General features: G+C 37.9%; 27 protein-coding genes. 19 read left to right on the top strand and 8 right to left on the bottom strand.

The features are described 5' to 3' along the window. Positions 1-63 precede the first annotated feature (63 nt). Complete coding sequence (locus H5157_RS12165; RefSeq protein ID WP_182724757.1) at positions 64-960, top strand: LysR family transcriptional regulator; 897 nt, start codon at positions 64-66, stop codon at positions 958-960. Further along, positions 950-1,261, top strand: coding sequence for an MGMT family protein (locus H5157_RS12160; RefSeq protein ID WP_182724756.1), 312 nt, complete (start codon positions 950-952; stop codon positions 1,259-1,261). Before H5157_RS12165 ends, H5157_RS12160 begins: the two co-directional genes overlap by 11 nt. A gap of 44 nt (positions 1,262-1,305) precedes the next feature. Here H5157_RS12160 and H5157_RS12155 read toward each other — a convergent pair whose 3' ends face one another. The 5 genes from H5157_RS12155 to H5157_RS12135 all read right to left on the bottom strand — a co-directional run bounded on the left by H5157_RS12155 (position 1,306) and on the right by H5157_RS12135 (position 4,605). Then, positions 1,306-1,884 (bottom strand): DJ-1/PfpI family protein, encoded by a 579-nt coding sequence (locus H5157_RS12155; RefSeq protein ID WP_182724755.1) that lies wholly within the window; start codon positions 1,882-1,884, stop codon positions 1,306-1,308. Positions 1,885-2,150: 266 nt separating this feature from the next. Then, positions 2,151-2,660 (bottom strand): hypothetical protein, encoded by a 510-nt coding sequence (locus H5157_RS12150; RefSeq protein ID WP_182716593.1) that lies wholly within the window; start codon positions 2,658-2,660, stop codon positions 2,151-2,153. 326 nt (positions 2,661-2,986) lie between these two features. Then, the gene (locus H5157_RS12145; RefSeq protein ID WP_182716592.1) at positions 2,987-3,247 is read right to left on the bottom strand and encodes a hypothetical protein; all 261 of its coding nucleotides are present in this window, start codon (positions 3,245-3,247) and stop codon (positions 2,987-2,989) included. Between the two features lie 167 nt (positions 3,248-3,414). Then, the gene (locus H5157_RS12140) at positions 3,415-3,777 is read right to left on the bottom strand and encodes a hypothetical protein (RefSeq protein WP_182724754.1); all 363 of its coding nucleotides are present in this window, start codon (positions 3,775-3,777) and stop codon (positions 3,415-3,417) included. A 198-nt stretch (positions 3,778-3,975) separates the two neighbouring features. Continuing rightward, a complete protein-coding gene (locus tag H5157_RS12135; protein WP_182692445.1) occupies positions 3,976-4,605 on the bottom strand; it encodes a hemolysin III family protein in 630 nt (209 codons plus the stop codon). 185 nt (positions 4,606-4,790) lie between these two features. On the opposite strand from H5157_RS12135, the gene H5157_RS12130 reads away from it, so the two are divergent. Both H5157_RS12130 and H5157_RS12125 read left to right on the top strand, forming a co-directional pair. Beyond that, complete coding sequence (locus H5157_RS12130; RefSeq protein ID WP_182692446.1) at positions 4,791-5,141, top strand: hypothetical protein; 351 nt, start codon at positions 4,791-4,793, stop codon at positions 5,139-5,141. Between the two features lie 379 nt (positions 5,142-5,520). Further along, positions 5,521-7,005 (top strand): cellulase family glycosylhydrolase, encoded by a 1,485-nt coding sequence (locus H5157_RS12125; RefSeq protein WP_182724753.1) that lies wholly within the window; start codon positions 5,521-5,523, stop codon positions 7,003-7,005. Positions 7,006-7,065: 60 nt separating this feature from the next. Here the strand turns inward: H5157_RS12125 and H5157_RS12120 are convergent, their stop codons facing one another. Further along, entirely contained in the window at positions 7,066-8,757 is a 1,692-nt protein-coding gene (locus tag H5157_RS12120) for an alkaline phosphatase (RefSeq protein ID WP_182724752.1), read from the bottom strand. A 298-nt stretch (positions 8,758-9,055) separates the two neighbouring features. On the opposite strand from H5157_RS12120, the gene H5157_RS12115 reads away from it, so the two are divergent. From H5157_RS12115 to H5157_RS12045, 15 genes are all read left to right on the top strand, one after another. Beyond that, the gene (locus H5157_RS12115) at positions 9,056-9,328 is read left to right on the top strand and encodes a hypothetical protein (protein ID WP_024596914.1); all 273 of its coding nucleotides are present in this window, start codon (positions 9,056-9,058) and stop codon (positions 9,326-9,328) included. Between the two features lie 235 nt (positions 9,329-9,563). Next, entirely contained in the window at positions 9,564-10,142 is a 579-nt protein-coding gene (locus tag H5157_RS12110) for an LON peptidase substrate-binding domain-containing protein (protein ID WP_024596915.1), read from the top strand. Between the two features lie 68 nt (positions 10,143-10,210). Then, entirely contained in the window at positions 10,211-10,834 is a 624-nt protein-coding gene (locus tag H5157_RS12105; protein ID WP_002962457.1) for a sigma-70 family RNA polymerase sigma factor, read from the top strand. After that, positions 10,827-11,507, top strand: coding sequence for a ChrR family anti-sigma-E factor (locus tag H5157_RS12100; protein ID WP_182724751.1), 681 nt, complete (start codon positions 10,827-10,829; stop codon positions 11,505-11,507). Before H5157_RS12105 ends, H5157_RS12100 begins: the two co-directional genes overlap by 8 nt. Positions 11,508-11,515: 8 nt before the next feature. After that, the gene (locus H5157_RS12095; protein ID WP_002962461.1) at positions 11,516-12,469 is read left to right on the top strand and encodes a DUF523 and DUF1722 domain-containing protein; all 954 of its coding nucleotides are present in this window, start codon (positions 11,516-11,518) and stop codon (positions 12,467-12,469) included. After that, positions 12,469-13,863 carry a deoxyribodipyrimidine photo-lyase gene (gene phrB, locus H5157_RS12090; RefSeq protein ID WP_182724750.1) on the top strand — a complete coding sequence of 465 codons (1,395 nt, stop codon included), beginning with the start codon at positions 12,469-12,471 and terminating at the stop codon, positions 13,861-13,863. The genes H5157_RS12095 and phrB overlap by 1 nt, the downstream gene beginning before the upstream one ends. 1 nt (position 13,864) lies before the next feature. Next, positions 13,865-14,293 carry a nuclear transport factor 2 family protein gene (locus tag H5157_RS12085; RefSeq protein WP_182724749.1) on the top strand — a complete coding sequence of 143 codons (429 nt, stop codon included), beginning with the start codon at positions 13,865-13,867 and terminating at the stop codon, positions 14,291-14,293. A 2-nt stretch (positions 14,294-14,295) separates the two neighbouring features. Continuing rightward, positions 14,296-15,006: an SDR family NAD(P)-dependent oxidoreductase gene (locus H5157_RS12080; protein ID WP_024596920.1), complete on the top strand. Its 711-nt coding sequence runs from the start codon at positions 14,296-14,298 to the stop codon at positions 15,004-15,006. Then, complete coding sequence (locus tag H5157_RS12075; RefSeq protein WP_182724748.1) at positions 15,003-16,259, top strand: NAD(P)/FAD-dependent oxidoreductase; 1,257 nt, start codon at positions 15,003-15,005, stop codon at positions 16,257-16,259. Before H5157_RS12080 ends, H5157_RS12075 begins: the two co-directional genes overlap by 4 nt. Continuing rightward, positions 16,252-16,989 (top strand): DUF1365 domain-containing protein, encoded by a 738-nt coding sequence (locus tag H5157_RS12070; protein WP_182712420.1) that lies wholly within the window; start codon positions 16,252-16,254, stop codon positions 16,987-16,989. Before H5157_RS12075 ends, H5157_RS12070 begins: the two co-directional genes overlap by 8 nt. Positions 16,990-17,026: 37 nt before the next feature. Next, complete coding sequence (locus H5157_RS12065) at positions 17,027-18,289, top strand: cyclopropane-fatty-acyl-phospholipid synthase family protein (RefSeq protein ID WP_024596923.1); 1,263 nt, start codon at positions 17,027-17,029, stop codon at positions 18,287-18,289. Then, positions 18,267-18,767, top strand: a complete 501-nt coding sequence (locus H5157_RS12060; protein ID WP_182724747.1) for a DUF2878 domain-containing protein — start codon at positions 18,267-18,269, stop codon at positions 18,765-18,767. The genes H5157_RS12065 and H5157_RS12060 overlap by 23 nt, the downstream gene beginning before the upstream one ends. Before the next feature lie 54 nt (positions 18,768-18,821). Then, positions 18,822-19,310, top strand: a complete 489-nt coding sequence (locus tag H5157_RS12055; protein ID WP_182724746.1) for a chalcone isomerase family protein — start codon at positions 18,822-18,824, stop codon at positions 19,308-19,310. A 1-nt stretch (position 19,311) separates the two neighbouring features. Next, the gene (locus tag H5157_RS12050; protein ID WP_165724279.1) at positions 19,312-19,851 is read left to right on the top strand and encodes a DUF3833 domain-containing protein; all 540 of its coding nucleotides are present in this window, start codon (positions 19,312-19,314) and stop codon (positions 19,849-19,851) included. A gap of 210 nt (positions 19,852-20,061) precedes the next feature. Next, positions 20,062-20,337, top strand: a complete 276-nt coding sequence (locus H5157_RS12045) for an HU family DNA-binding protein (protein ID WP_002962474.1) — start codon at positions 20,062-20,064, stop codon at positions 20,335-20,337. Between the two features lie 92 nt (positions 20,338-20,429). Here the strand turns inward: H5157_RS12045 and ilvN are convergent, their stop codons facing one another. Next, complete coding sequence (gene ilvN / locus H5157_RS12040) at positions 20,430-20,927, bottom strand: acetolactate synthase small subunit (RefSeq protein WP_002960314.1); 498 nt, start codon at positions 20,925-20,927, stop codon at positions 20,430-20,432. Further along, the gene (locus tag H5157_RS12035) at positions 20,927-22,651 is read right to left on the bottom strand and encodes an acetolactate synthase 3 large subunit (RefSeq protein WP_024596926.1); all 1,725 of its coding nucleotides are present in this window, start codon (positions 22,649-22,651) and stop codon (positions 20,927-20,929) included. The genes ilvN and H5157_RS12035 overlap by 1 nt, the downstream gene beginning before the upstream one ends. Between the last annotated feature and the right edge of the window lie 97 nt (positions 22,652-22,748).

The following is a 22,748-nucleotide window of genomic DNA, read 5'->3' as shown; positions in this document are numbered from 1 at the left end:
AAATAAAAATCATTAAATTTTAGAAACTCAATAAGTTTTACTTATGATGTTGCAGAGCGGTATATGAAGCTGAATCAATTAATAATTTTAGATGCCATAGTACAAAGCGCAAGCTTAAGCGGAGCAGCACTAAAGCTACATAAAACGCAGCCAGCGCTTACACTCGCCATTAAAAACTTAGAAGCCAAAATAGGATTTGAGTTACTAGACAGAAGTAAGTACCGATTACAGCTTACTGAAAAAGGGCGAATTTTTCACCGCGAAGCGAAGCAACTCCTGCATGCCAACGACGAGCTGGCACAACTTGCTGAAGAATTAGCATTAGGCAATGAGCCTCAATTTAGAATTTGTTACGAACAACTGTGCCATATGCAAAGTTACAACGAGATCATAAGTAATACTTTTAGGTTGTTTACTAGCACCGAATTTAGCTTAACAAGCGGAAAGCGCTTTATCTCATTAGAGCAAGTAAACAGTGGGCAAGCCGAATTAGGCATTGGCCCGTGGTTTGACTTATTTCATGCAACAGGCGATTTAGAAAGCGTACCAATTGGCAAGCTTGCTATTGGCATTGTGAGCGCTAAAGGCGTACTCCCTCAAAAGCTCACCTATAACGAACTGCAAACGTATCCGTGTTTAGCCATGTTTGAAAGTGACTTGAGTATCGACAGCGACAGGCTATCGTACTCAAAAGGCTCCGCCATGATGAAAATTGATGATGTATCGACCTTAAAATCGTTTTTACTCTCAGGTGCTGGTTGGGCAATGATGAGCCTAGAGCACTGCGACACTGAAATAAAAGCAGGCTTACTTCAAGAAATACACATAACTGACCGAGAGCATAAGTTTAGCGCGCAAATTAGAGCCTTTAGGCAGCATGCAGTGCACCACGGCCCTGTAGCGCGTACTATTTGGGAGCAATTTAAAGTACTTAGTGAGGCGTATTTAAATGAACGCTGATATTGATAAAGAAACACTCATTTATACTGTTATCGCAGGCATACCAATAGGCAAAGTAGCAAGTTACGGTCAAATTGCAGCTCTTGCGGGTTATCCGCAAAACTCACGATTAGTGGGGCGCTTATTAAAAGTGATGCCAAACGACTCAGTTATACCTTGGCACAGGGTAGTGAATAGCCAAGGTAAAATATCATTCCCTGAAAGTAGCGAAAAATACCAAGAACAACGTGAAAAGTTATTATCAGAAGGCGTATTGTTTAAAAACGACAAAGTAAATATGCGTGAGTGTCGGTGGGAGTGATATGACTATTATTGGCAAGCTGACTACGACGACTTAGCCTGTTGTTATGTGCATTTTTGCCAGTGATACTCCATTTGCTTAGCTGTTTGCTCAGCTAAATTTAAGGTCGATAGTTCTGACACTAAGTGTAAACTCATATCAATTCCAGCTGATATGCCACCAGAAGTTATATATTTACCTTGAGAGACCCAACGATGATCACTCACAACATTTAATTTCGGGTAGGTAGCACTGAGATCGGCTATATCTTCCCAATGCGTTGTAACTGTTAAACCATTTAGTAAATTAGCTTCAGCTAAAATGAACGCTCCTGTACAGACAGATGCGACTCTTTTTGATGTACTAGCAACATTCGAAATCCAAGATATTACAGCAGGCTTTTTAACTTCCTCTGTATGTATACCTCCAACAACTATAAGCACATCAATATTCGGATGAGTCTCAAACGAGAAATGTGCGTGCACTGGAAAACCACTACGAGCTTTTACAACATCAGGTTTTTCAGAAACCAAAAATACATTCCAATTTTTATTGCCTAAACGATTTGCAGTACTTAACACTTCAAATGGTCCAGAGAAATCAAGAACTTCTGCGTCATAGTATATGTATATTCCGATATTCATACTCTGTATACTCCATTACACATAACAATCTTAAAATGCGCTAATCACGAATACTTCTGCTGTTGTCACGCTCATTTTTCTGCTTTATATAGTTTTAACAAATTACCTAAAATATTACTATTACTAAGTTTTCTATTATCTTAGGTAAAGCTAAATGTAACAATATGCGGGTGTCGCACAGTGTCACGAGCAGATATTGATGAATCATGATATGTAAAGTCTAAATTTGCATCTTCTGGCCTGATGATGTGAGAGTTAGCTGTGTTTCAATATCGAGTATATTTGTACTCTTTTTTTGTTTTGCGCCAAATATATGTTCCTCCAAACAAAAATAGAGCAACAATTAAAGGTGTCAATTTGTTGTCTGACTTCCAAGCTTGTTCAGATTCTTCATAAGAACGAACAAGCAGTCCATTCACTTTTAACTCAAAAAAATTATGATATATCTTCGAAGAGTAGATTGGCGAATGCGTATCAGAAGCCTCAAATAAAATAGTAACAAGCTGATCTTTTGATTTCAAAAGAGACTCTTCAACAATGCCTTGCCCATTTGATTTTGACGGGTAATTAAAATTCATTGGATCATTAACAAACCCGAAGCGTATTCCATAATCATGTGCTTGAACCCAATCAACAGGACCACTTTTTTCTACAAGGTCACTTTTAAAAGGAAAGCCACTATTAACCTGATTTAGATTTACAAACCCGATTGCTAGGCCTAATGCGATGGAAATAACTGATAAAGATAAATTTTTATAATATGTGAATTTTGTCATTTTTTAACTCAAACAAGCTCCTTGTTAGTTCAAACATTTAGAAACAGTTTCAAGTTCAATTCCAAGGGCATTAATGTCCCATACGAAGACGGTCAGTAGTTGTAATGTCTGAAGTCATGATTTGACCACTTGTCTTTTTGAGTGCGTAAAACTTAACAAACTTACTGAGTGAATTATTATCAAATCGAGTTTTAACCCTAAGTGCTCCAGTAAATCTATTTTTTGTTTAACTTGTTAGATTTTCAAATTCACCCTCTAGCACTTAACGCGTCATCACTCACCGGAGCTTGGGTGGATGGCCTTATAAAATGTTTCTTTCTGATAAATTAACACGGAAATGACATTAGTACAGTTTTTAGTAAGGGCATATCTGACCTTGCGCAAAATGCTGGAGTTTTATCTTTAAGTGCAGGCATTTTTGACCGCATCCATTTCAATGCATTGCCTTTGTTGTGGTAATAAACCACTGAAGCAACATTAGCATCTCCACCACAGACTTCAGTAAGTTCATCGGAAAACGTACAACTGATGAAGCCTTTTTGGCATAAACTTAAAAACTTTTCCCATGCATCTTGTTCTTGAGACACTCCATCAACCCTCTGTATTTAAGTTCTTCCGAAGTTAAGTAAATTCCGTAGCTAATAGAAATTCACATAACTTACAAATCTTTAATTCAGGCAAATACCTTATCTAGCGAAAAGTAATTTCCAGAAAATATGCACAATTTTGAATTTTGTCCTGCTTTAACAGCTTGTTAGGTATTACCTACACCAAGCCTTAATTTTAGTAGCTTTACAACCTCGTAAAGTAAAACAATAGACATTGTATAAATTGGCCAGGTAGCAACTTGCATTAGACTAGAGCCACAATCGCCATTACCATAACACAACATTTCTAATCCAGAAGGAATACATGCGAGCACGAGTAATGTTATAGGAATATACAACCGTTTAACTTTTTGAAAATACCTAATAATCGTTGCAAGAATACCAACGACAAGAGATATAAAAAGTAAGTTAATTGAATCGCTCCAATTTTGCTCATAACCAACACCACTAAAACACGCATACGAATGCGAAGAAAAAATTAAAAATAGTAGCGTGACTCCAAACCTCATGTATGCGTCCCAGCGAACGCAGTGAGTGACTTAATTTTTTTGTTATGTGCAAACATTCAAAACAACCTTGCCATTACTAATACTGACATTACCAAAGCATGCCGAGATGAAAAAACCTGACTCTTATTAAGTTAATGATAACTCACCTGAATGTCCGGTTATCGCTCAAACCAGACCACTCTAATTGGCTTTACCTGCCTAATAAACATAATTACTAATTGAAATATAATGGCAAACACACCCAGCAATAACAAATAAGTGCCAAATAGCGTGGCTAAATTGGGTGCTTTTAGCGCTGTAAAATAATGTACCTAAACTATAAAAAATGCCGCCGGCAAGTAGCCAGTAAAGTGCTTTTACATCAACACTTGAATAAAGCGGATATACAATAGCCAGTGCAAACCAGCCCATGAGTAAGTAGGTGGCGAGTGATATTTTTTTATTACCGTTTTTTACAAATACTTTGTACGCAACGCCCGCCAGTGCAACACTCCAAATAAATGTAAGTGTTGCCCATGACCAAGCACCGGTTAATGAGATTAATAAAAAGGGAGTGTAGGTGCCAGCAATTAATAAGTATATGGCGCAGTGATCGCACTTTTTATAAAAGGCTCTTAAGCGCGGTTGAATACTCGCGTGGTACAAAGTGGATGACAAAAACAGCACAAATAAGCTGCTGCCATAAATTGCAGTACTAACATACGCTTTAGTGCTGGTGGCTTGGCTAAATAAATCCCACATAACACACGCGGCAAATATAATACCGAGTGCATGGCTGATTACGTTTAATTTCTCTTCTTTACGGGAATAAGGCGCTTCTAACGACATAACTGTTCCTACCACTATTGGAATTAATTTCAGTGTACAACTGTACGCTGAAAGTTTCAATCTTAGCTGTGAGTAATTCTAAATAACTTTATTTGATACGCTACTTTAGCTTTTACTTGATTTTAAAGAGAATTAATTCACTATGTTGGTGTCTAGTGTAATACATATTACGAGCTGAAATAACCATGAAACAAGATCTAAAAGCTGCTTTACTTACCGCCATTGTTTATCCTGGAGCGGGGCATTTTTCTTTAAAAAAACACCTTATAGGCGCTATTTTTGCGGGTGTATTCTCTGTTCTTTTAATTTTAACCTTTCAAGATATATTTGCGATTGCACAGTGTACTGCAAATGAAATTGTAAACGGAAAAATACCCATGTCGGTTACGGCCATTTTAAAAGCCGCGCAACAACCTTCTGACGCCTGCGCTCAACTCGCTGAATATAAGTATGTACCTTTAATGATTATAATTTGGGTGCTGAGTATGCTGGATGCATATCGTTTGGGCAGAAAAGCGCTGCCTACTAAAAAATAAGCCAGTTAATCAGAACTCGGTTTGGTTGGCTTATTAATATTTACTCTGATATTTAGCTATTATTGATGGCGGTAATAATTATTACCGCTTTTTCCATTTTTATACATATTTTTTGTAACCGAGATTTTTGCCTGCACCATGTAAACATCGTGTAAATACCTGTATATACCCAGTAAAATCCTCAAACCTCGTTAAATTGCTCACTTGTTGATACTTAGTTAATTAAAACCCTTCTCCTTGTTCCTTTTTATTCATTTAATGTTAATAAATGATACTTTTTGCTCGCCAAATTAACTTTGTTTAACTGTTAAGTATTGGTTTTGTGTCAATTTATTACATCAAGCAATGATGACTGATAATTTCAATTTAAGGAAATACGATGAATAACAGTTCAAATAATCATAAAAGAAAGGATTTTAAAGTGGCGAGCTTATCGTTAGCTTTATTATTAGGGTACTCAACGATGGCCAATGCCGCTGTTGAGAAGTTAACGGTGAGTGGGAACCAAATTCTTGCGGGTGGAGAAAACACAAGCTTTGCAGGACCTAGCCTATTTTGGAGTAATACGGGGTGGGGCGCTGAAAAATTTTACACAGCAGAAACAGTAGCAAAGGCAAAAACTGAATTTAATGCAACATTAATTCGTGCAGCTATTGGCCATGGTACGAGTACCGGTGGTAGTTTGAACTTTGATTGGGAGGGCAATATGAGCCGTCTTGATACTGTTGTGAACGCAGCTATTAGCGAAGATATGTACGTTATTATTGATTTTCATAGCCATGAAGCACATACCGATCAAGCAACTGCAGTTCGCTTTTTTGAAGACGTAGCTACCAAATATGGGCAGTACGACAATGTTATTTATGAAATTTATAACGAGCCGTTACAAATCTCGTGGGTTAACGATATTAAGCCTTACGCAGAAACAGTTATTGATAAAATTAGAGCAATCGATCCTGATAACTTAATTGTGGTTGGAACGCCTACGTGGTCGCAAGATGTTGATGTGGCATCACAAAACCCAATTGATCGCGCCAATATTGCTTACACTCTGCATTTTTATGCTGGCACGCATGGTCAATCGTATCGAAATAAAGCACAAACTGCACTCGATAACGGTATTGCACTATTCGCCACAGAGTGGGGAACAGTTAATGCTGATGGCAATGGTGGTGTTAATATTAATGAAACCGATGCATGGATGGCATTTTTTAAAACAAACAATATTAGCCACGCTAATTGGGCTTTAAACGATAAAAACGAAGGTGCATCGTTATTTACTCCAGGCGGTAGTTGGAATTCACTAACATCGTCAGGCTCTAAAGTTAAAGAGATCATTCAAGGTTGGAGTGGTGGTAGTAGCAATGTTGATTTAGATAGCGACGGGGATGGCGTAAGTGACAGCCTTGATCAGTGCGATAATACTCCCGCAGGTACAACGGTTGATAGTATTGGTTGTGCAGTAACTGACAGCGATGCCGATGGTATAAGCGATAATGTTGATCAATGTCCTAATACACCAGTAGGTGAAGCTGTTAATAATGTAGGTTGCGTTGTTGAAGTAGTTGAACCACAAAGCGATGCGGATAACGATGGAGTGAATGATGATATTGATCAGTGCCCAGATACACCTGCAGGTACTAGTGTTGATACAAACGGATGCAGTGTTGTAAGTTCAACAGATTGTAATGGTATTAATGCATACCCTAATTGGGTGAACAAAGATTACTCAGGTGGTCCGTTTACTCACAATAACACCGACGATAAAATGCAATATCAAGGCAATGCATACAGCGCAAATTGGTATACAAATAGCCTTCCAGGAAGTGATGCTTCGTGGACGCTTCTTTATAGTTGTAATTAAGCACGTTTTATAAAATATGCGAAGAAGGTAAATAATACATTTACCTTCTTTTTAAAAGTATTAGCCTTTATGAACACTTTGATGCTGGTTAACTATGTTATAACTTGGGGAGTTTATGTTATCTATATAACGCCAATCGGTTGTGATTTGCTCTTTAGTAATCGTCAGTAACATATATCCACGGTGTGATAAGTCACAATAGTTTAAGTCGTTTATTAGCAATGAAAGCGAGTCTGCCATTTGTTTTGCTTGTGCCGTATTAAGCGCTAAATAATGCTCCATACCTGGGGATGTAACACCTGGTGTTGCAAACTCTACTCCTACGCTTTCGCCTTTTGCATTTTTTAATGTGCCATGCCACGCATTGTGCGTATCACCTGCAACCACAACTAACTTTTTATTTAATGCAGTAACGCTTTTGTATAATGCTTCGCGCTCGCTTGGGTAACCATCCCACGCATCTAAATTGTAAGGCATTAAAGTATTTACGCGTGCGAGTTGCGCGGGTGTTACCGCTTTATTTGCTAACACGGCTTTTTTAATGGCAACAAGCTCTTTTAACACCTGGGGTATTTTGGTGCGATCGGATTGCGAGAATATTTCAGTAGGTAGCCACATTTTAGTCATCAATACTTGCTGGCCTAATATTTGCCACTTTGCATTCGATTTAGTTATTGCACTCGTAAGCCAGTTAAGTTGTGTGTTACCTAGTAACTGCCTTTTTGGATTATTTAAATCACTGGCAAAGCGAGCAACATCCATTTGTTTGGTCTCTAGGTTTTTATAGTCGCTGTAAGCGAGTTGTTTATCGCGTGCTATTACGCGAGTATCTAGCATGTGTAAGCTTATTAAATTACCAAAATCGAAGGTGCGGTATATTTGCGGGCTTTGTTCGCCCATTGGCGGCCTAATTGGCAGCCATTCGTAATAGGCTTGAATAGCTGCTGCACGGCGCTTAAAAAAGTCACCTTCATCAGGGGTATGATTTTCAGCACCACTTTTATAGGTATCGTTGGTAACTTCGTGATCATCCCATATTGCAATAAAAGGCGCTGCAGCGTGAAGAGCTTGAAGGCCTTGGTCTGTTCTGTAAATAGCATAGCGCTTACGATAGTCGCTAAGGGTAATAATTTCACTACTGTTATCGGCTGCTAATTGGCGGCCAATTTTTTCAGCATTTTCGGTAGCGTATCCGCCCATTGGGTATTCGTAAATGTAATCTCCCAAATGCAGTACCACATCTAAATCTTTTTGTTTAGCGGCATCGGTGTAGGCATTAAAGTACCCAGCAGGATAGTTTGAGCACGACACAACAGCCATTTTTACTTGTTCAATGTTATTTATTGGTAGTGTTTTAGCACGGCCAATTGGGCTTTGTGTATTTAAACCCATAAACCGATAAAAGTACTCTGTGTTTGGAGCAAGTTCTTGCACATCTATTTTTATTGTAAAGTCTCTGCTTTTATCTGTTTGTTCGCGCCCGCTGCGGATGATGTTTTTAAATTGAGAGTCACTTGCCAGTTCCCAAGCAGCAGTAACTTCAAAATTTGATTGAGAAGTAGTTGCACGTGTCCAAATTATTAAAGCATTACTGAGCGGATCGCCACTGGCTACACCGTGTTTAAATTCAATAGCCGATAGTGGTTTGTTTGTTAATGTTTGAGCACAACCTGTAATGGCACTCGATACTGCGACGGTAAATATGCTTGCTGCTGAGGTTTTTAAGAAATTTCGACGTGATGAAAGGGTCATACTGCACTTTTTGAATTATTTATAGTGGTGTGCACTTTAGCGGGTAGATATGACGTTTTTATAAACGCTAAATGTATTTAGTGTGACGGTATTAATACATTTAAACCCTTTTATTTATTAACTAAAAAGTAGTCAAAAAATTAAATTAAATGGTTAAATTAACAAGGTATGAATTTTTTAAATTAAAGAGATGCATGTAAAATTGTTTAATTACAGTTGCTTACGATTTATTTTTATGTTGGCACAACCCTTGAGTATCTAACTACGTCTAAACAATACACAAACAAGGAATACCATTATGAAACATTCAATTAAAATCGCTATGGCAAGTTTATTAGTATTAGGTTCTGCGCAAGTACATGCAACAGAAGTGGACCTAGATGTAACTGATATATTAACTCAAAGTGTAGCAAGCTACGTAAAGCAAACCACAATCGAGCTTGAAAAATCACTAAAGGAAACGCTTTATTTTGATGCTAAAACTGTTTTAGAGGGTTTATTAGATGAGCCCGTTTTAACACATAGCACAACGCTTAAAAATACTGACACTAGTATAAAAAACGTAAAATAAATTATTTAAAGGATTAAAACGATGAGCAGTGAACTTGGATTATTTGCATTAATGTTAGCACCCGTAGTCAGTATGATTAGCGCTTATTACTCGGTTCAAGTGTTTAAAGCTATGGGAGGTTGGTTTAATCTTTAGCCAATTATATAGCTGGTAATTAATTCGATTCATACAAAGCTGATCGACTTAGCAAAAGCGCACGTAAATAAAGGCAGAGTGTTTGAAAGAAGTAGACTTTATGAAACGTGCGATTTTTCCATTACCCATTTTTATGTTACCTGAAGGCTATACGCGATTACGCATATTTGAGCCTCGCTATTTAAATATGGTTAAAACCGCATTAAAAAACAATACAGGGTTTGTGCTTTGTACATTTGAGCACGACACGCCATTTAATATAAGCGCGCAAGGTTGCCTTGTTGATATTATTGATTTTGACCAAGACGACAACGATGTATTATTAATCGATGTGTTTGCTTCTCAAAGCGTTCAAATAAATGACGTTTATCAAGACGAGGACGAACTGCGACATGGTTTGGTGTCTTCTTGCAATACGCCATATTGGTATAAGGATTCTAACAACTCAGTTGGCGAACATGACTTATTGCATGATGCGCTTTTAAACGTGTTTAAAAGTAATCCGGAACTTAATTTACTGTACAAAAAAACTCACTTTGACAAATTGCCTTGGATTGCAGCCCGTTGGCTTGAGCTCCTACCTATTTCTATTGAGAAAAAACAGCAACTTGCGTTTGAAACGAACTTTGATAACTTACTGAATTTCCTCCATACTGTGATTAATAACGAATTTGCCTAAATTTTATGATCCTAAATTAATTATTGCCCGTATTACTTAATACAAAAGCAATAACGGGATAAATTATTATGGTAAGTCAACAACAATCACCACGTTGTGAACCTAATACAGGTAAGTACACTGCCATGCCAGAAACGCCGAGTAAAGAACTCATGCAAGCGCTTATAGATGTTGCACAGTCACGCGATAAAAAAGCATTTTCCTATTTATTTGAATACTTTGCGCCAAAAATTAAACGCTTTGGAATTAAGCAATTTGGTGTTGAAGCTCAAGCAATGGAGCTTGTGCAAGAGACGTTAACATCTGTTTGGCGTAAAGCACATTTGTATCACAGTGATAAAGGTGCGGCTACTACGTGGGTTTATACCGTTATGCGTAACGCTTCATTCGATATGCTTCGTAAAATGAAAAGTAATAAAGAAGAAAACATAAGCGAAGATATTTGGCCGTTATTAAACGAATCACAAGATACACATCACGAATACAGTGATCATTTAGAAGATAAACAAATTAAACGTTATTTAGACAAATTACCTATTGCTCAACGCGAAGTGGTAAGAGGCGTTTATTTTCAAGACATGTCGCAAGAGCAACTTGCACATCAACTTAATATTCCAGTAGGCACGGTAAAATCACGATTACGTTTGGCCTTGCAAAAATTACGTAATGAAATGGGAGATCAGCATGATTAAACATCACCCGAGTGAAACTTTACTGACACAGTATTGCGATGCATCACTTGCTACATCATTGAGTTTAGCCGTTTCTATACATGTAGATATGTGCCCTGTGTGCCAAGCTAAAGTAGCTAAAATTGAGGCAAGTAACGCAAACGCATTATTTAGCGAAGAGCCAGCGCAGTATGAGAAACCTCAAGCTGAGCAACCTGAGTTACTTGAAGAATTTGAATTGAATGTGCTTGATATGATCATGTCTGATGATTCTATCGACGAAGTTTATGAAGTAGAGCCTGTTTCTATTAAAGTTAATGAGCATAACTATCAGCTTCCACGTGCGCTAACGCGTATTTCTCACAGTAAATTTACCCAAGTGGGTAAGCTTGCGAGATCGCGTATTGCACTTGATGATGGCCCATTACGCTCTAGCTTGTTACATATTGATGCTGGTGGTGAAATACCAGAACACACGCACACTGGCTTTGAAGTTACTTTACTCCTAGATGGCGAGTTTAGTGATGAAGAAGGAAAATATGTCCCAGGTGACTTTATATGGCAAGATGGTAGCCACCAACATACTCCTTTAACAAAAGATGGTTGTTTGTGCTTTACAGTTGTCAGTAGTGCGCTACATTTTAATAAGGGCTTCAGCAAGTTACTAAATCCAATAGGTAATTTGATTTACTAAGAGAATTTATGCACACAGATATAATAAAAATAGGTATAAGCGCCTGCTTAGCAGGCGAAAAAGTTAGATTTGACACAGGTCATAAAAAGTCAAACTTCTGTATGGATGAGTTAGGTAAACACGTTGAATATACACGGTTTTGTCCGGAGGTAGCGGTAGGTTTACCAATACCTCGTCCAACTATTCGCCAAGTTAAAGTTGGCGATACTATTAAAGTATGTCGCCCAGATGGCACTGGAGATGTAGGTCAACAACTTACCGAGTATGGTAAAAAAGTTGCAACAGAACAAGCTAAAGAGTTGAGCGGGTTTGTATTTTGCGCAAAAAGTCCAAGCTGCGGCATGGAGCGCATTAAAATATACAACGAAGCAGGCACGGGTAATACTTCTGAAGGCATTGGTTTTTTTGCTGAGCAAATAATGAAGCACAACCCATTATTGCCATGTGAAGAAAACGGTCGCTTAAATGACATGCATTTACGTGAAAACTTTGTAATGAGAATTTACGTATTTAAAAATTGGCAAAAGTTAGTACAAGAACCACTAACGGTTCACAAGCTTACTCAATTTCATTCTCAGTATAAGTACTTGTTGATGGCTCATAATTACCAAGCTTATCGTGATTTAGGTAATCTGCTTGGAACGTTCGTAGGTGACGACATAAATGCAGTTGCGGATGAATATATTTTAGGTTTGATGACGGGTCTGAAAAAGCCTGCTTCTCGAAGAAATAATTGCAATACCCTAATGCACTTACAAGGCTACTTTAAAAATGATTTATCAAAGGTTGAAAAACAAGAACTTCGTGATGCCATAGACGAATACCGCGAAGGATTGGTGCCATTGTATGTACCACTTACCTTGTTAAAACATCATTTGAAAGTTCATCCGAATGAGTACCTTGAAAAACAGGTGTTTTTTAACCCATACCCTCACGATTTAAAATTACGATTTGGTATTTAATGGATACATTATTTTGGTTTAGGCGCGATTTGCGCCTTTTATCTAATGAAGCGTTAATCCAAGCGCTAAATAATGGCGCTAAACACGCCATTTTTTTTGTGTCTGAAAAGCAGTGGCAACAACACCAAGCTGCGCCTATTCAGATTGACTTACTCAAGCGCCGAGTTACTTATCTTCAATCACAACTTGCTGATTACGGTATTACTTTACATATTATTGAAGCGCCTAGCTTTTGTGATTGTACGCGCGAGCTTATTAACTTTTGTAAAGCAAACGATGTAAAACACGTAATTGCTAATACAGAATATGAGCTTAATGAAGTAAACCGCGATAAAGCAATTTTGCATGAATGCGATGAGCTTTCTATTACTTTTACTTTGTACGAAGGTGATTTAATTGCACCTGTTGGAACGGTCAAAAATCAAAGTAATGAAATGTATAAAGTGTTTACTCCATTTAAACGTGCATGGTTAAAGCAGTATCAAGATACACACTTTAGTTTGCCACAATGGCCTTTAACTTCTGAGCCAATAAAATTTGATGAAAGCGACTTACTAAAAAGTGATGGATGCTCAGATAAGTGGCCGGTTGACGACGAAACACTCTCTACCGTAGTTGATAATTTTATATGCGACAAACTTACAAGTTACGACGACCAGCGTGATATTCCCAGTGTAAAAGGCACATCGGGTTTAAGCCCGTATTTAGCACTAGGTATTGTAAGCACAAAGCAACTGCTTATTAATATTCAGCAGCGTTATCCTGATATTTTAACTACATCAAAAAGTAAAACGTTTACGTGGATTAACGAGCTTGTTTGGCGCGAATTTTACAGACATTTAATTGCTGAATTTCCGAAGCTTTCGCGCGGCGATAACTTTAACGAAAAGTATAATGCTGTAGTGTGGCGTAAAAGCGAAAGCGATTTTAAAGCATGGTGCGAAGGGCGTACAGGTTACCCATTAGTGGATGCAGCAATGCTACAACTTAAGCAAACCGGTTGGATGCATAATCGTTTACGAATGGTTGTTGCAAGCTTTTTAACTAAACATTTATTAATAGACTGGCGTAAAGGTGAACGCTTTTTCATGCAGCACTTAATTGATGGCGATTTAGCCTCAAATAATGGTGGTTGGCAGTGGGCTGCAAGTACGGGCTGTGATGCTCAGCCTTATTTTAGAGTTTTTAATCCTATCAGACAAAGCGAGCGCTTTGATCCAACGGGCAAGTTTATCCGTAAGTATTTGCCAGAGCTTGAAAACGTGCCAGATAAACACATTCATTTTCCACACACTTATTTAGCCGCAACAGGCAAAGATAAGGAATGTTACTGGCCAGCAATAGTTGATCATAAAGCGGCACGAGAACGTGCACTTGCTGCATTTAAGGTGTGATATGGATAACCAGTTACCAGTAGATAAATTTGTTGAAATATACCAACAGCTTAATAGTACTAATCTTGATTTATTGAGTGATATTTACTGTGACAACATACAGTTTATAGACCCGATGCATGAAATTAACGGCATTGTAGAATTGCGCAGGTACTTTGCTAACTTATACAGCAATGTTAAGCATTGCCAGTTTGATATTAGTGATTCGTTTAATAGCGGTAACAATGCTTTTATTTATTGGACTATGCATTATACACATCCAAAGCTTTCATCAGGTAAAACTATCTCGGTAGCCGGTCATAGTAAGCTTATTTTTAAAGATGGCAAAATTATTAAGCACAGAGACTACTTTAATGTGGGCGAGTTGTTATACAAACACATTCCTTTACTTGGTAGCGTTATAAAGCTAATTGATAAAAGGGCAGGTTAATTATGATCACACTTATAACGGGTGCTACATCAGGTATTGGCGAGCAGCTAGCAATTAAATATGCACAGCTAGGAGACACTGTTATAGCTTGCGGCCGTAATAGTGATAAGCTCGCCGAGCTTGCTAAATACGACAATATCCAAGCATGTAAATTTGATGCAACTAACCTGCAAGATATAAAAGAGTCGACAGTTGGCTTTCCTCATTTTGACCGTGTTATTTTAAACGCTGGTAATTGTGAATATATAGATGATGCGCGCAACTTTGATAGCGCGTTGTTTGAGCGTGTAATAAACGTTAACTTACTTTCTATGGGGTATTGCCTTGAGGCGTTACTTCCTAAAATAAATCCAGGCGGCCAACTTGTTTTGGTCAGCTCAAGTGTTACTTACCTTGCGCTACCTCGTTCAGAAGCTTATGGCGCATCAAAAGCGGGTGTAAGTTACTTAGCAAAAAGCTTAGCGGTTGATTTAAATGATGTTGATGTGACTTTAGTTCATCCTGGGTTTGTAAAAACGCCACTTACTAATAAAAATGATTTCCCGATGCCTATGGCCGTTACTGCTGAAAAAGCAGCTGACTACATGATTAAGGGTATTCAAAAACGCCGCAAAGACGTTCATTTCCCTTATCGTTTTACACTTATATTAAAAGCTTTACGCATTTTACCACTGCCGATTTGGCTTAAAATCGCAAAAGGATTAGCCCGTTGAAAAAAATAGCAATAATAGGAACTGGTGTATCTGGTTTAACATGTGGGCATTTGCTTCACAAACATTACGATGTAACCGTATTTGAAAAAAATGATTACATAGGTGGCCACACAGCAACGGTTGATGTTGATGTGTGTGGCATCAAATACGCAATAGATACAGGCTTTATTGTATTTAATGACCGAACTTACCCATATTTTGAAAAGCTACTTTCGCGCATTGGTATTGATAAACAAACAACCCAGATGAGCTTTAGTGTGCATAACGAAGCCACTGGTTTTGAATACAATGGACATACGTTTACAAGCTTATTTGCACAGCGTCGTAATATTTTTAGACCTAAGTTTTGGCGATTATTGTACGACATTGTTAGGTTTAACAAACTGTGCAAAGCAATGCATGAAAAAGGTGATTACCAGTCTGATCAATCATTAGGGCAATTGCTTAACGATAACCAGTTTAATGACTTTTTTAAATACCATTATATTCTTCCTATGGGCGCGGCTATTTGGTCTACCAGTATTAAAGAAATGGAAAACGTAGGCGTTGAGTTTTTTGTTAAGTTTTTCTTTAATCATGGGCTTTTAGATGTAACCAATAGACCACAGTGGTATGTAGTACCAGGAGGCTCTCGTCAGTACATAAAGCCGCTGATCAGAGGTTTTGCCGACAAAATTAACCTCAATACAAATATTAAATCAGTTACGCGGCAAAATGATGAAGTAACAATAGAGCTTGCCAATGGTGAGCAAAGTAAATTTGATAAAGTAATATTTGCTTGTCATTCAGATCAGGCGCTTGCACTATTGGGTGATGCTACTGAGCAAGAAAAGTCAGTATTGGGTGCAATAGCTTACACTGAGAACTCAGTGGTGTTGCACACCGATACAAACCTTTTACCAGATAGAAAAGCGGCATGGGCAAGCTGGAACTACCTACTTAACAACAACACTGATAAAGCCGCTGTTGTAACTTACCAAATGAATATTTTGCAAGGTATACAATCAGATACTCAGTTCTGTGTAACGCTTAACCATCTTGAAGGAATAAGCCAAAGTAAAATTTTGCGCGAGTTTACTTATCACCACCCTGTATTTAGCCAAGAGTCTATTGCGGCTCAAAAACTTAAACACAGTATTGACGGACACAACAATAGTTATTTTTGTGGCGCTTATTGGTACAATGGTTTTCATGAAGATGGCGTACACAGTGGTGTAGATGTAGCCAAGCAACTTGGGGTCGAATTTGACTAGTGCAGTGTATTTAGGCGATGTTAAACATCGCCGTTTTGCTGTTAAAGAACATCGCTTTAGTTACCCTCTGTATATGATGTGGGTAGATTTAAATAATCCTCAACAACTAAATGGTGTGCATAAACACATAGGTACGTCAGGCTTAAAGGCGTTAAAGTTTAATGAAGCTGATTATCTTAAAGGCACCTCACAGCTTGCTAAACGTCCTCTTATTGAGCGTGCACACGAACAACTTGCCAATTTAGGTATTACTGAAACCTTTACTCATATTTACATGCTTGGGCAACTTCGTTGTTTTGGTGTGTATTTTAGTCCTGTTAATTTTTACTTTTTTGGTCATAACGACACCCGTTTTAAATACATGATTGCTGAAGTAAGTAATACACCATGGAACGAACGTCATTATTATTTAGTACCTTTAGAAAAAAAAGTGAACTTTAAAAAGGTTTTTTCCGTATCACCTTTTATGAATCTAGATATGAACTATCATTGGCATGTTAAGCAATCGCCTGATAAAACATTGATACACATTGAAAATAAGCGAAATGAAGAGCTATTATTTGATGCTACACTTCGCTTAAAACGTAAAGAACTTACTAAAGAAGAAGTTAATAAGTTATTTAAACGTTTTCCGGCCATGACATGGTCTATTTTCAAAGGTATTTATTATCAAGCGTTAAAGTTGTTTATTAAACGAGTTCCTTTTTTAGGCCACTCAGGCAAGCCATAAAGCACGTAGATAGTCAGGACAATTAATAGGTATTTCAATGGATAAAGTGTCGAGCTTAAATTGCGAACAAAGCACAAACTGGTTAACTAACATATATAAAAAATTAGTGACTAAAGCCTTTTCGTCAATTGAAACAGGCCAAGTTATTTTAGTAGATGCAAACGAGCGTACAGTTTTTGGTGACCCATCCTCAGCGCTAAAAGCAACGATTATAGTAAACGATAAAGCAATGTATAAGGCATTTGCATTATCTGGGAGTGTTGGCGCTGGTGAAGCGTATATTTTGGGGCATTGGTCTTGTGACAACTTAACCTCTTTCATTGAGATATTTGCTATAAATGAGAAGCAACTTGATGAGTTTGAGAAGAAATTCGCATTTTTTAGTAATATTGCACACCGGTTTAATCACATAAAAAATAAAAATTCTGAATCGGGCTCTAAGAAAAACATCGTTGCTCATTACGACTTAGGTAATGATTTGTACGAATCATTTTTGAGTAAAGAAATGCTTTATTCAAGTGCTGTATATCCTACAAAAGAAGCGACACTTGAAGAGGCTCAACAATACAAGCTTAAACGCATTTGTGAGCAAGTTGAGCTTCAAAAAAATGATTCAGTAATCGAAATTGGTACGGGATGGGGGGCTTTTGCTATATATGCAGCCACACATTACGATTGCCATGTAACAACAACAACCATATCTGATGAGCAGCATGATTATGTCGCTAATAAAATTTCAGAGCTTGGTCTTGAAAGTAAAATTACATTACTTAAGCTTGATTACAGGCAATTGAAAGGAAAGTACGACAAGCTTGTTTCTATCGAAATGATAGAAGCGGTAGGCCATGAGTACTTACCTAGCTTTTTTACCCAATGTGGTGAATTGTTAAAAGATGATGGTGCCATGCTCATACAAGCTATAACTATTGGCGATCAGCGTTATAAGCACTACTTAAAAAACTCTGATTTTATTCAGCAGTATATTTTTCCAGGCGGGTGCTTGCCATCACTTAACGAAATGAGTGAGCAGATTAAAAATAATACCGACATGGTAATTCATACTGTTAATGATATTGGTGCACACTACGCAAGAACATTAGCAGATTGGCGAAGCCGTTTTATAAAAAGCTGGCCTGATTTGGACCGCTCAAAATTTGATGAACGCTTTTATCGTTTATGGTTATTTTATTTTGCTTATTGCGAAGGCGCGTTTAGAGCCAGAGCAACAAGTACGGTGCATTTAATGGCGCGTAAACCACGTTTTGTTAGCGATAACGATGATATTGCGCTCGGTTACTAATTTTGTTTTATTTCAAGCAGTGTGGTTTTTATCCTTGCTGCTTGAAGCTGATTCGCTACTTTTTAGCGGATTAATTATCGTTTTAATGTTTTGGTTGTCAAAGCAAAAAAAACAAGACACCTTACTTCTTATTAAAGCCCTACCTTTAGCACTATTATTAGAATTTTTAGCAGTAAAGTTAGGCTTGTTAGAGTTTAAAGTTTATCCCTTCCCTCTATGGCTCGTCTTTTTATGGGCTGCGTTATTACTTTCTTTAAATACTTCTATGGTTTTTTTGAGTAAATTAAAGCTTTGGCAGGTCTTTTTAGTATGCATGACTTTTGCGCCAGCAAGTTATTGGGCTGGTGCACGCTTTGAAGTAATAAGTTTGGGTTTACCTTTATGGCAGTTTTGGCTCGTTTACGGTGCGCTTTGGTCTACAGTGTTTACTGTTATTCTTTTTATAAACCAAAAAATCAAGTTATTCATCAATCGCTGATCGCCCACAATTCCCATTTCGTAACATTACCCATTGACTCAAAGGGAGCTTATTTTGAAATTTTTACTAAAGGCAGTTACTTTTTATTTGCTTACAACTTCAATTGTTTTAGCTGACACACAGTTTAATAAAGTAGGCGAAGCACGAATGGAGTATTTATTTTGGGATGTATATGACGCGGTTTTATTTACCCCTTCAGGTAATTACAGCTCAGGAACGCATCCTATTAAATTTAAACTTACCTATTTACGTGACTTTCAAGCTAAAGAAATCGTAAAAGCAACAAATGAGCAGTGGGAGCATATTGGAAAAAAAGAGCTAGCAGACAAATACGACAGTAAATTATTGTCTATTTGGCCTGATATTAGACAAGGTGATTCGCTAACGTTAGTCACAAATGAGCAGGGTATGAGTACTTTTTATCATAATGATGAAAAAATTGGCGAAATAAATGAACCTCAATTTTCGAGTGATTTTTTAGCCATTTGGCTGGATGAAAAAACCTCAGAGCCGAAACTACGAAAGCAACTATTAGGGAATTAATATGAATGTATTTAACGCGTTTAAAACAGCTCTTGTATGCTTATCTGCTTTGTTGCTGATAAGCTGTTCGGCACCAAATGTAGAGCATTATAAAAATACATCGCCAAACTTTGACTTTAAAACATTTTTTAGTGGAAATTTGAAAGCCTACGGTGTTGTACAAGACTTTAAGGGTGAATTGACCCGCAAGCTTGTCGTAGATATGAATGCGAGCTGGGATGGTAACCAGGGCGTTATTGAAGAAGACTTTGTTTATGACGATGGCGAAACTCAAAAGCGTATTTGGAAAATAACGTTAAACGAAGACAATAGTTTAACGGGTGTGGCAGATGATGTTATAGGTACTGCAAAAGGTAGAAGTGATGGCAGCGTATTTCATTGGAATTACGATGTAGAGCTTCCATACGATGGTAGTACTTTAAAAGTGAATTTTGATGATTGGATGTACCTGGTTACACAATCGCGCTTGATAAACCGCACATCTATTGTTAAGTTTGGAGTCGAGGTCGGGGAAGTGACCTTAGTGATCGAAAAAATATAGCTTATTTACCCAGTTGCTTAACTTGCGCCAAAATTGTACTCAAATTAAGTCTTTGTTAACCCAACACGCTGTATTTTACAGAGAATTATTTAAATTTTACTCATTTTTTAAGAATTTAAGCAAAAAATGCAATTTGCTGTTGCTAACTCTTTAAAAATGCATAAAGATAGGTTTTGCGAAGGCAAAATAATAACGAATAGGAATCTAACAATGAATAAAGCTCAATTAGTTGAAAAAATTGCTACTGATGCAGAAATCTCTAAAGCCGCTGCTACTCGTGCTCTTGACGCGTTTACAGGTGCTGTAACTTCTTCTTTAAAAGAAGGTGATTCAGTAGCATTAGTTGGTTTTGGTACTTTCTCAGTAAAAGAACGTGCAGCTCGCACTGGCCGTAACCCACAAACGGGTGCTGAGATCCAAATCGCAGCGGCAACTATCCCAAGCTTTAAAGCAGGTAAAGGTCTTAAAGACCAAGTAAACCCTTAATAGGTTTAACGAATTAAATTAAAAAAAGAGCTAATTAGCTCTTTTTTTTTATGTTTAATAAAGACATCAATTGATGCCTTTATATTATAAATTTATGCTTTTAAGGCTTTATCGCCTCGACCAATGCCAACAGCGCCAGAACGTACAACTTCAATAATATCGGTTTCATGACGAAGAGTGTCTAAAAATGACTCTATTTTGTCTGTACTGCTCACTAGTTGTAGACTATAGCTTTGTCGGCCCATATCTAAAATAGCACCTTGGAACACATCAACTACTCGCGTAACCGCTGCACGAGTCGTCTCGTCTTGAGCAAATACCTTAACAAGCAATAGCTCACGTTCAATGTGACTCATTTCTGTTAAATCGATAATTTTAAGCACGTCGACTAATTTGTTAACCTGCTTTGTAATTTGCTCTACAACTCTGTCATCACCCATAGTGGTAATGGTAATACGTGATAGTGATTGATCGTCAGTTGTGCCAACAGTTAGGCTGTCGATGTTATATGCACGTTGTGAAAAAAGCCCAACAATACGTGATAGGGCACCTGGTTCGTTTTCTAATAAAATAGATAAAATACGACGCATTATGCTTTTACTCCTTTACGTAACCACATCTCATCAATGCCGCCTAACTTAATTTGCATTGGGTATACATGTTCTTTTTCATCAACGTTTATATCTAAAAAGACTAATCGGTCGTTAATTGACATTGCTTTATCGATAGCAGGTTGTAACTCATCTAGTGTGTTTACTTGTATGCCTACATGGCCGTAGCTTTCAACTAACTTAACAAAATCAGGTAGTGAATCCATGTAAGATGATGAATGACGTCCACCGTAAACCATGTCTTGCCATTGGCGTACCATACCTAAAGAGCGGTTATTAAGTGATACAACTTTTACCGCTAGGTTGTACTGTAAACAGGTTGATAGTTCTTGAATATTCATTTGAATAGAGCCATCACCCGTAATACACACAGACTCTTTATCAGGAAAGGCTAGCTTTACGCCCATTGCAGCAGGTAAACCAAAGCCCATGGTGCCTAGGCCGCCTGAGTTGATCCATTGACGAGGATGCTTAAATGGATAATATTGCGCTGCAAACATTTGATGCTGACCAACGTCAGAACTTACATAAGCATCGCCATTAGTGGCTTTATAAACCGCTTCTATCACGGCTTGTGGCTTAATTTTGTCGCCATCAGTGTTGTAGCTTAAGCACTTTTGTTCGCGCCAGCTGATAATTTGTCGCCACCAATCTTCTTGCGCGCTGCGGTCTATTTTAATTGGGCTTTTATCAATACCCGCTTGTAGTTGTTCAAGTACGGTTGCTAAACAACCTACAACTGGTATGTGTGCTTTAATTGTTTTAGATATTGAAGTTGGGTCAACATCAACATGAACAATTGTGGCATTAGGGCAAAACTTTTGAACATTATTAGTTACCCTGTCATCAAATCGGGCACCAAGCGCTAAAATCACATCGGCGTTAGCCATTGCTTTGTTTGCCTCAAGCGTGCCGTGCATGCCTAACATACCTACAAAGTTTGGATGCACACCTGAAATACCACCCAATCCCATTAGTGTATTTGTAATGGGGGCATTTAATGATTCAACTAAATGCGTTAATTGCTCTGATGTATTTGAAATGACAATACCACCACCAGAGTAGATAACCAGTTTTTTGGCCTCTAAAATAGCTGTTACGGCTTTGCGAATTTGTTTTGAGTGCCCTTTAGTATTAGGGCTGTAAGTTCTCAGCTCGGTGGTTTTAGGAAATTCGTATTCAAACTTAATAGCAGGGTTAAGCATATCTTTTGGAAGCTCAACAACGACAGGACCTGGGCGGCCAGTGCTAGCAATATAAAAAGCTTTAGCTAAGATTGTAGGGATGTCTTTAGCACTTCTACAGTTAAAACTGTGTTTAACTACAGGGCGAGAACAACCCACAATATCGGTTTCTTGGAATGCATCGTCGCCAATCAAATTTGTAGGCACTTGGCCTGATAACACAACCATAGGAATTGAATCCATGTAGGCCGTTGCAATACCTGTAATACAGTTTGTAGCGCCAGGGCCTGAGGTTGCAAGTACAACACCAACGTCTCCAGTAGCGCGGGCATAGCCGTCAGCCATATGTGTTGCAGCTTGTTCGTGACGTACTAATATATGTTCAATGTCATCTTGCTGAAAAAGTGCATCATATAAGTCTAAAACCGAACCACCGGGATAGCCAAATATGTATTTTACCTTTAACTCTTTTAATGCCTGAACTACTAGTTCAGAACCATTATATTCTTGTTTGCTCATCCTCATTCCTCTGTGCGCTTTTTTATGCATAAAAAAACCCCCGCGTAGTGCGAGGGTTTTTAAAAAGCAGTATCACCTTTTAATACATCCCCGCTGG

Origin of the sequence: Pseudoalteromonas sp. SG43-3 (assembly GCF_014164385.1) — a bacterium.
Classification (GTDB): domain Bacteria; phylum Pseudomonadota; class Gammaproteobacteria; order Enterobacterales; family Alteromonadaceae; genus Pseudoalteromonas; species Pseudoalteromonas distincta.
Note: the sequence above shows the minus strand (reverse complement) of the source record. Positions and strands in the feature narration are given on the sequence as shown.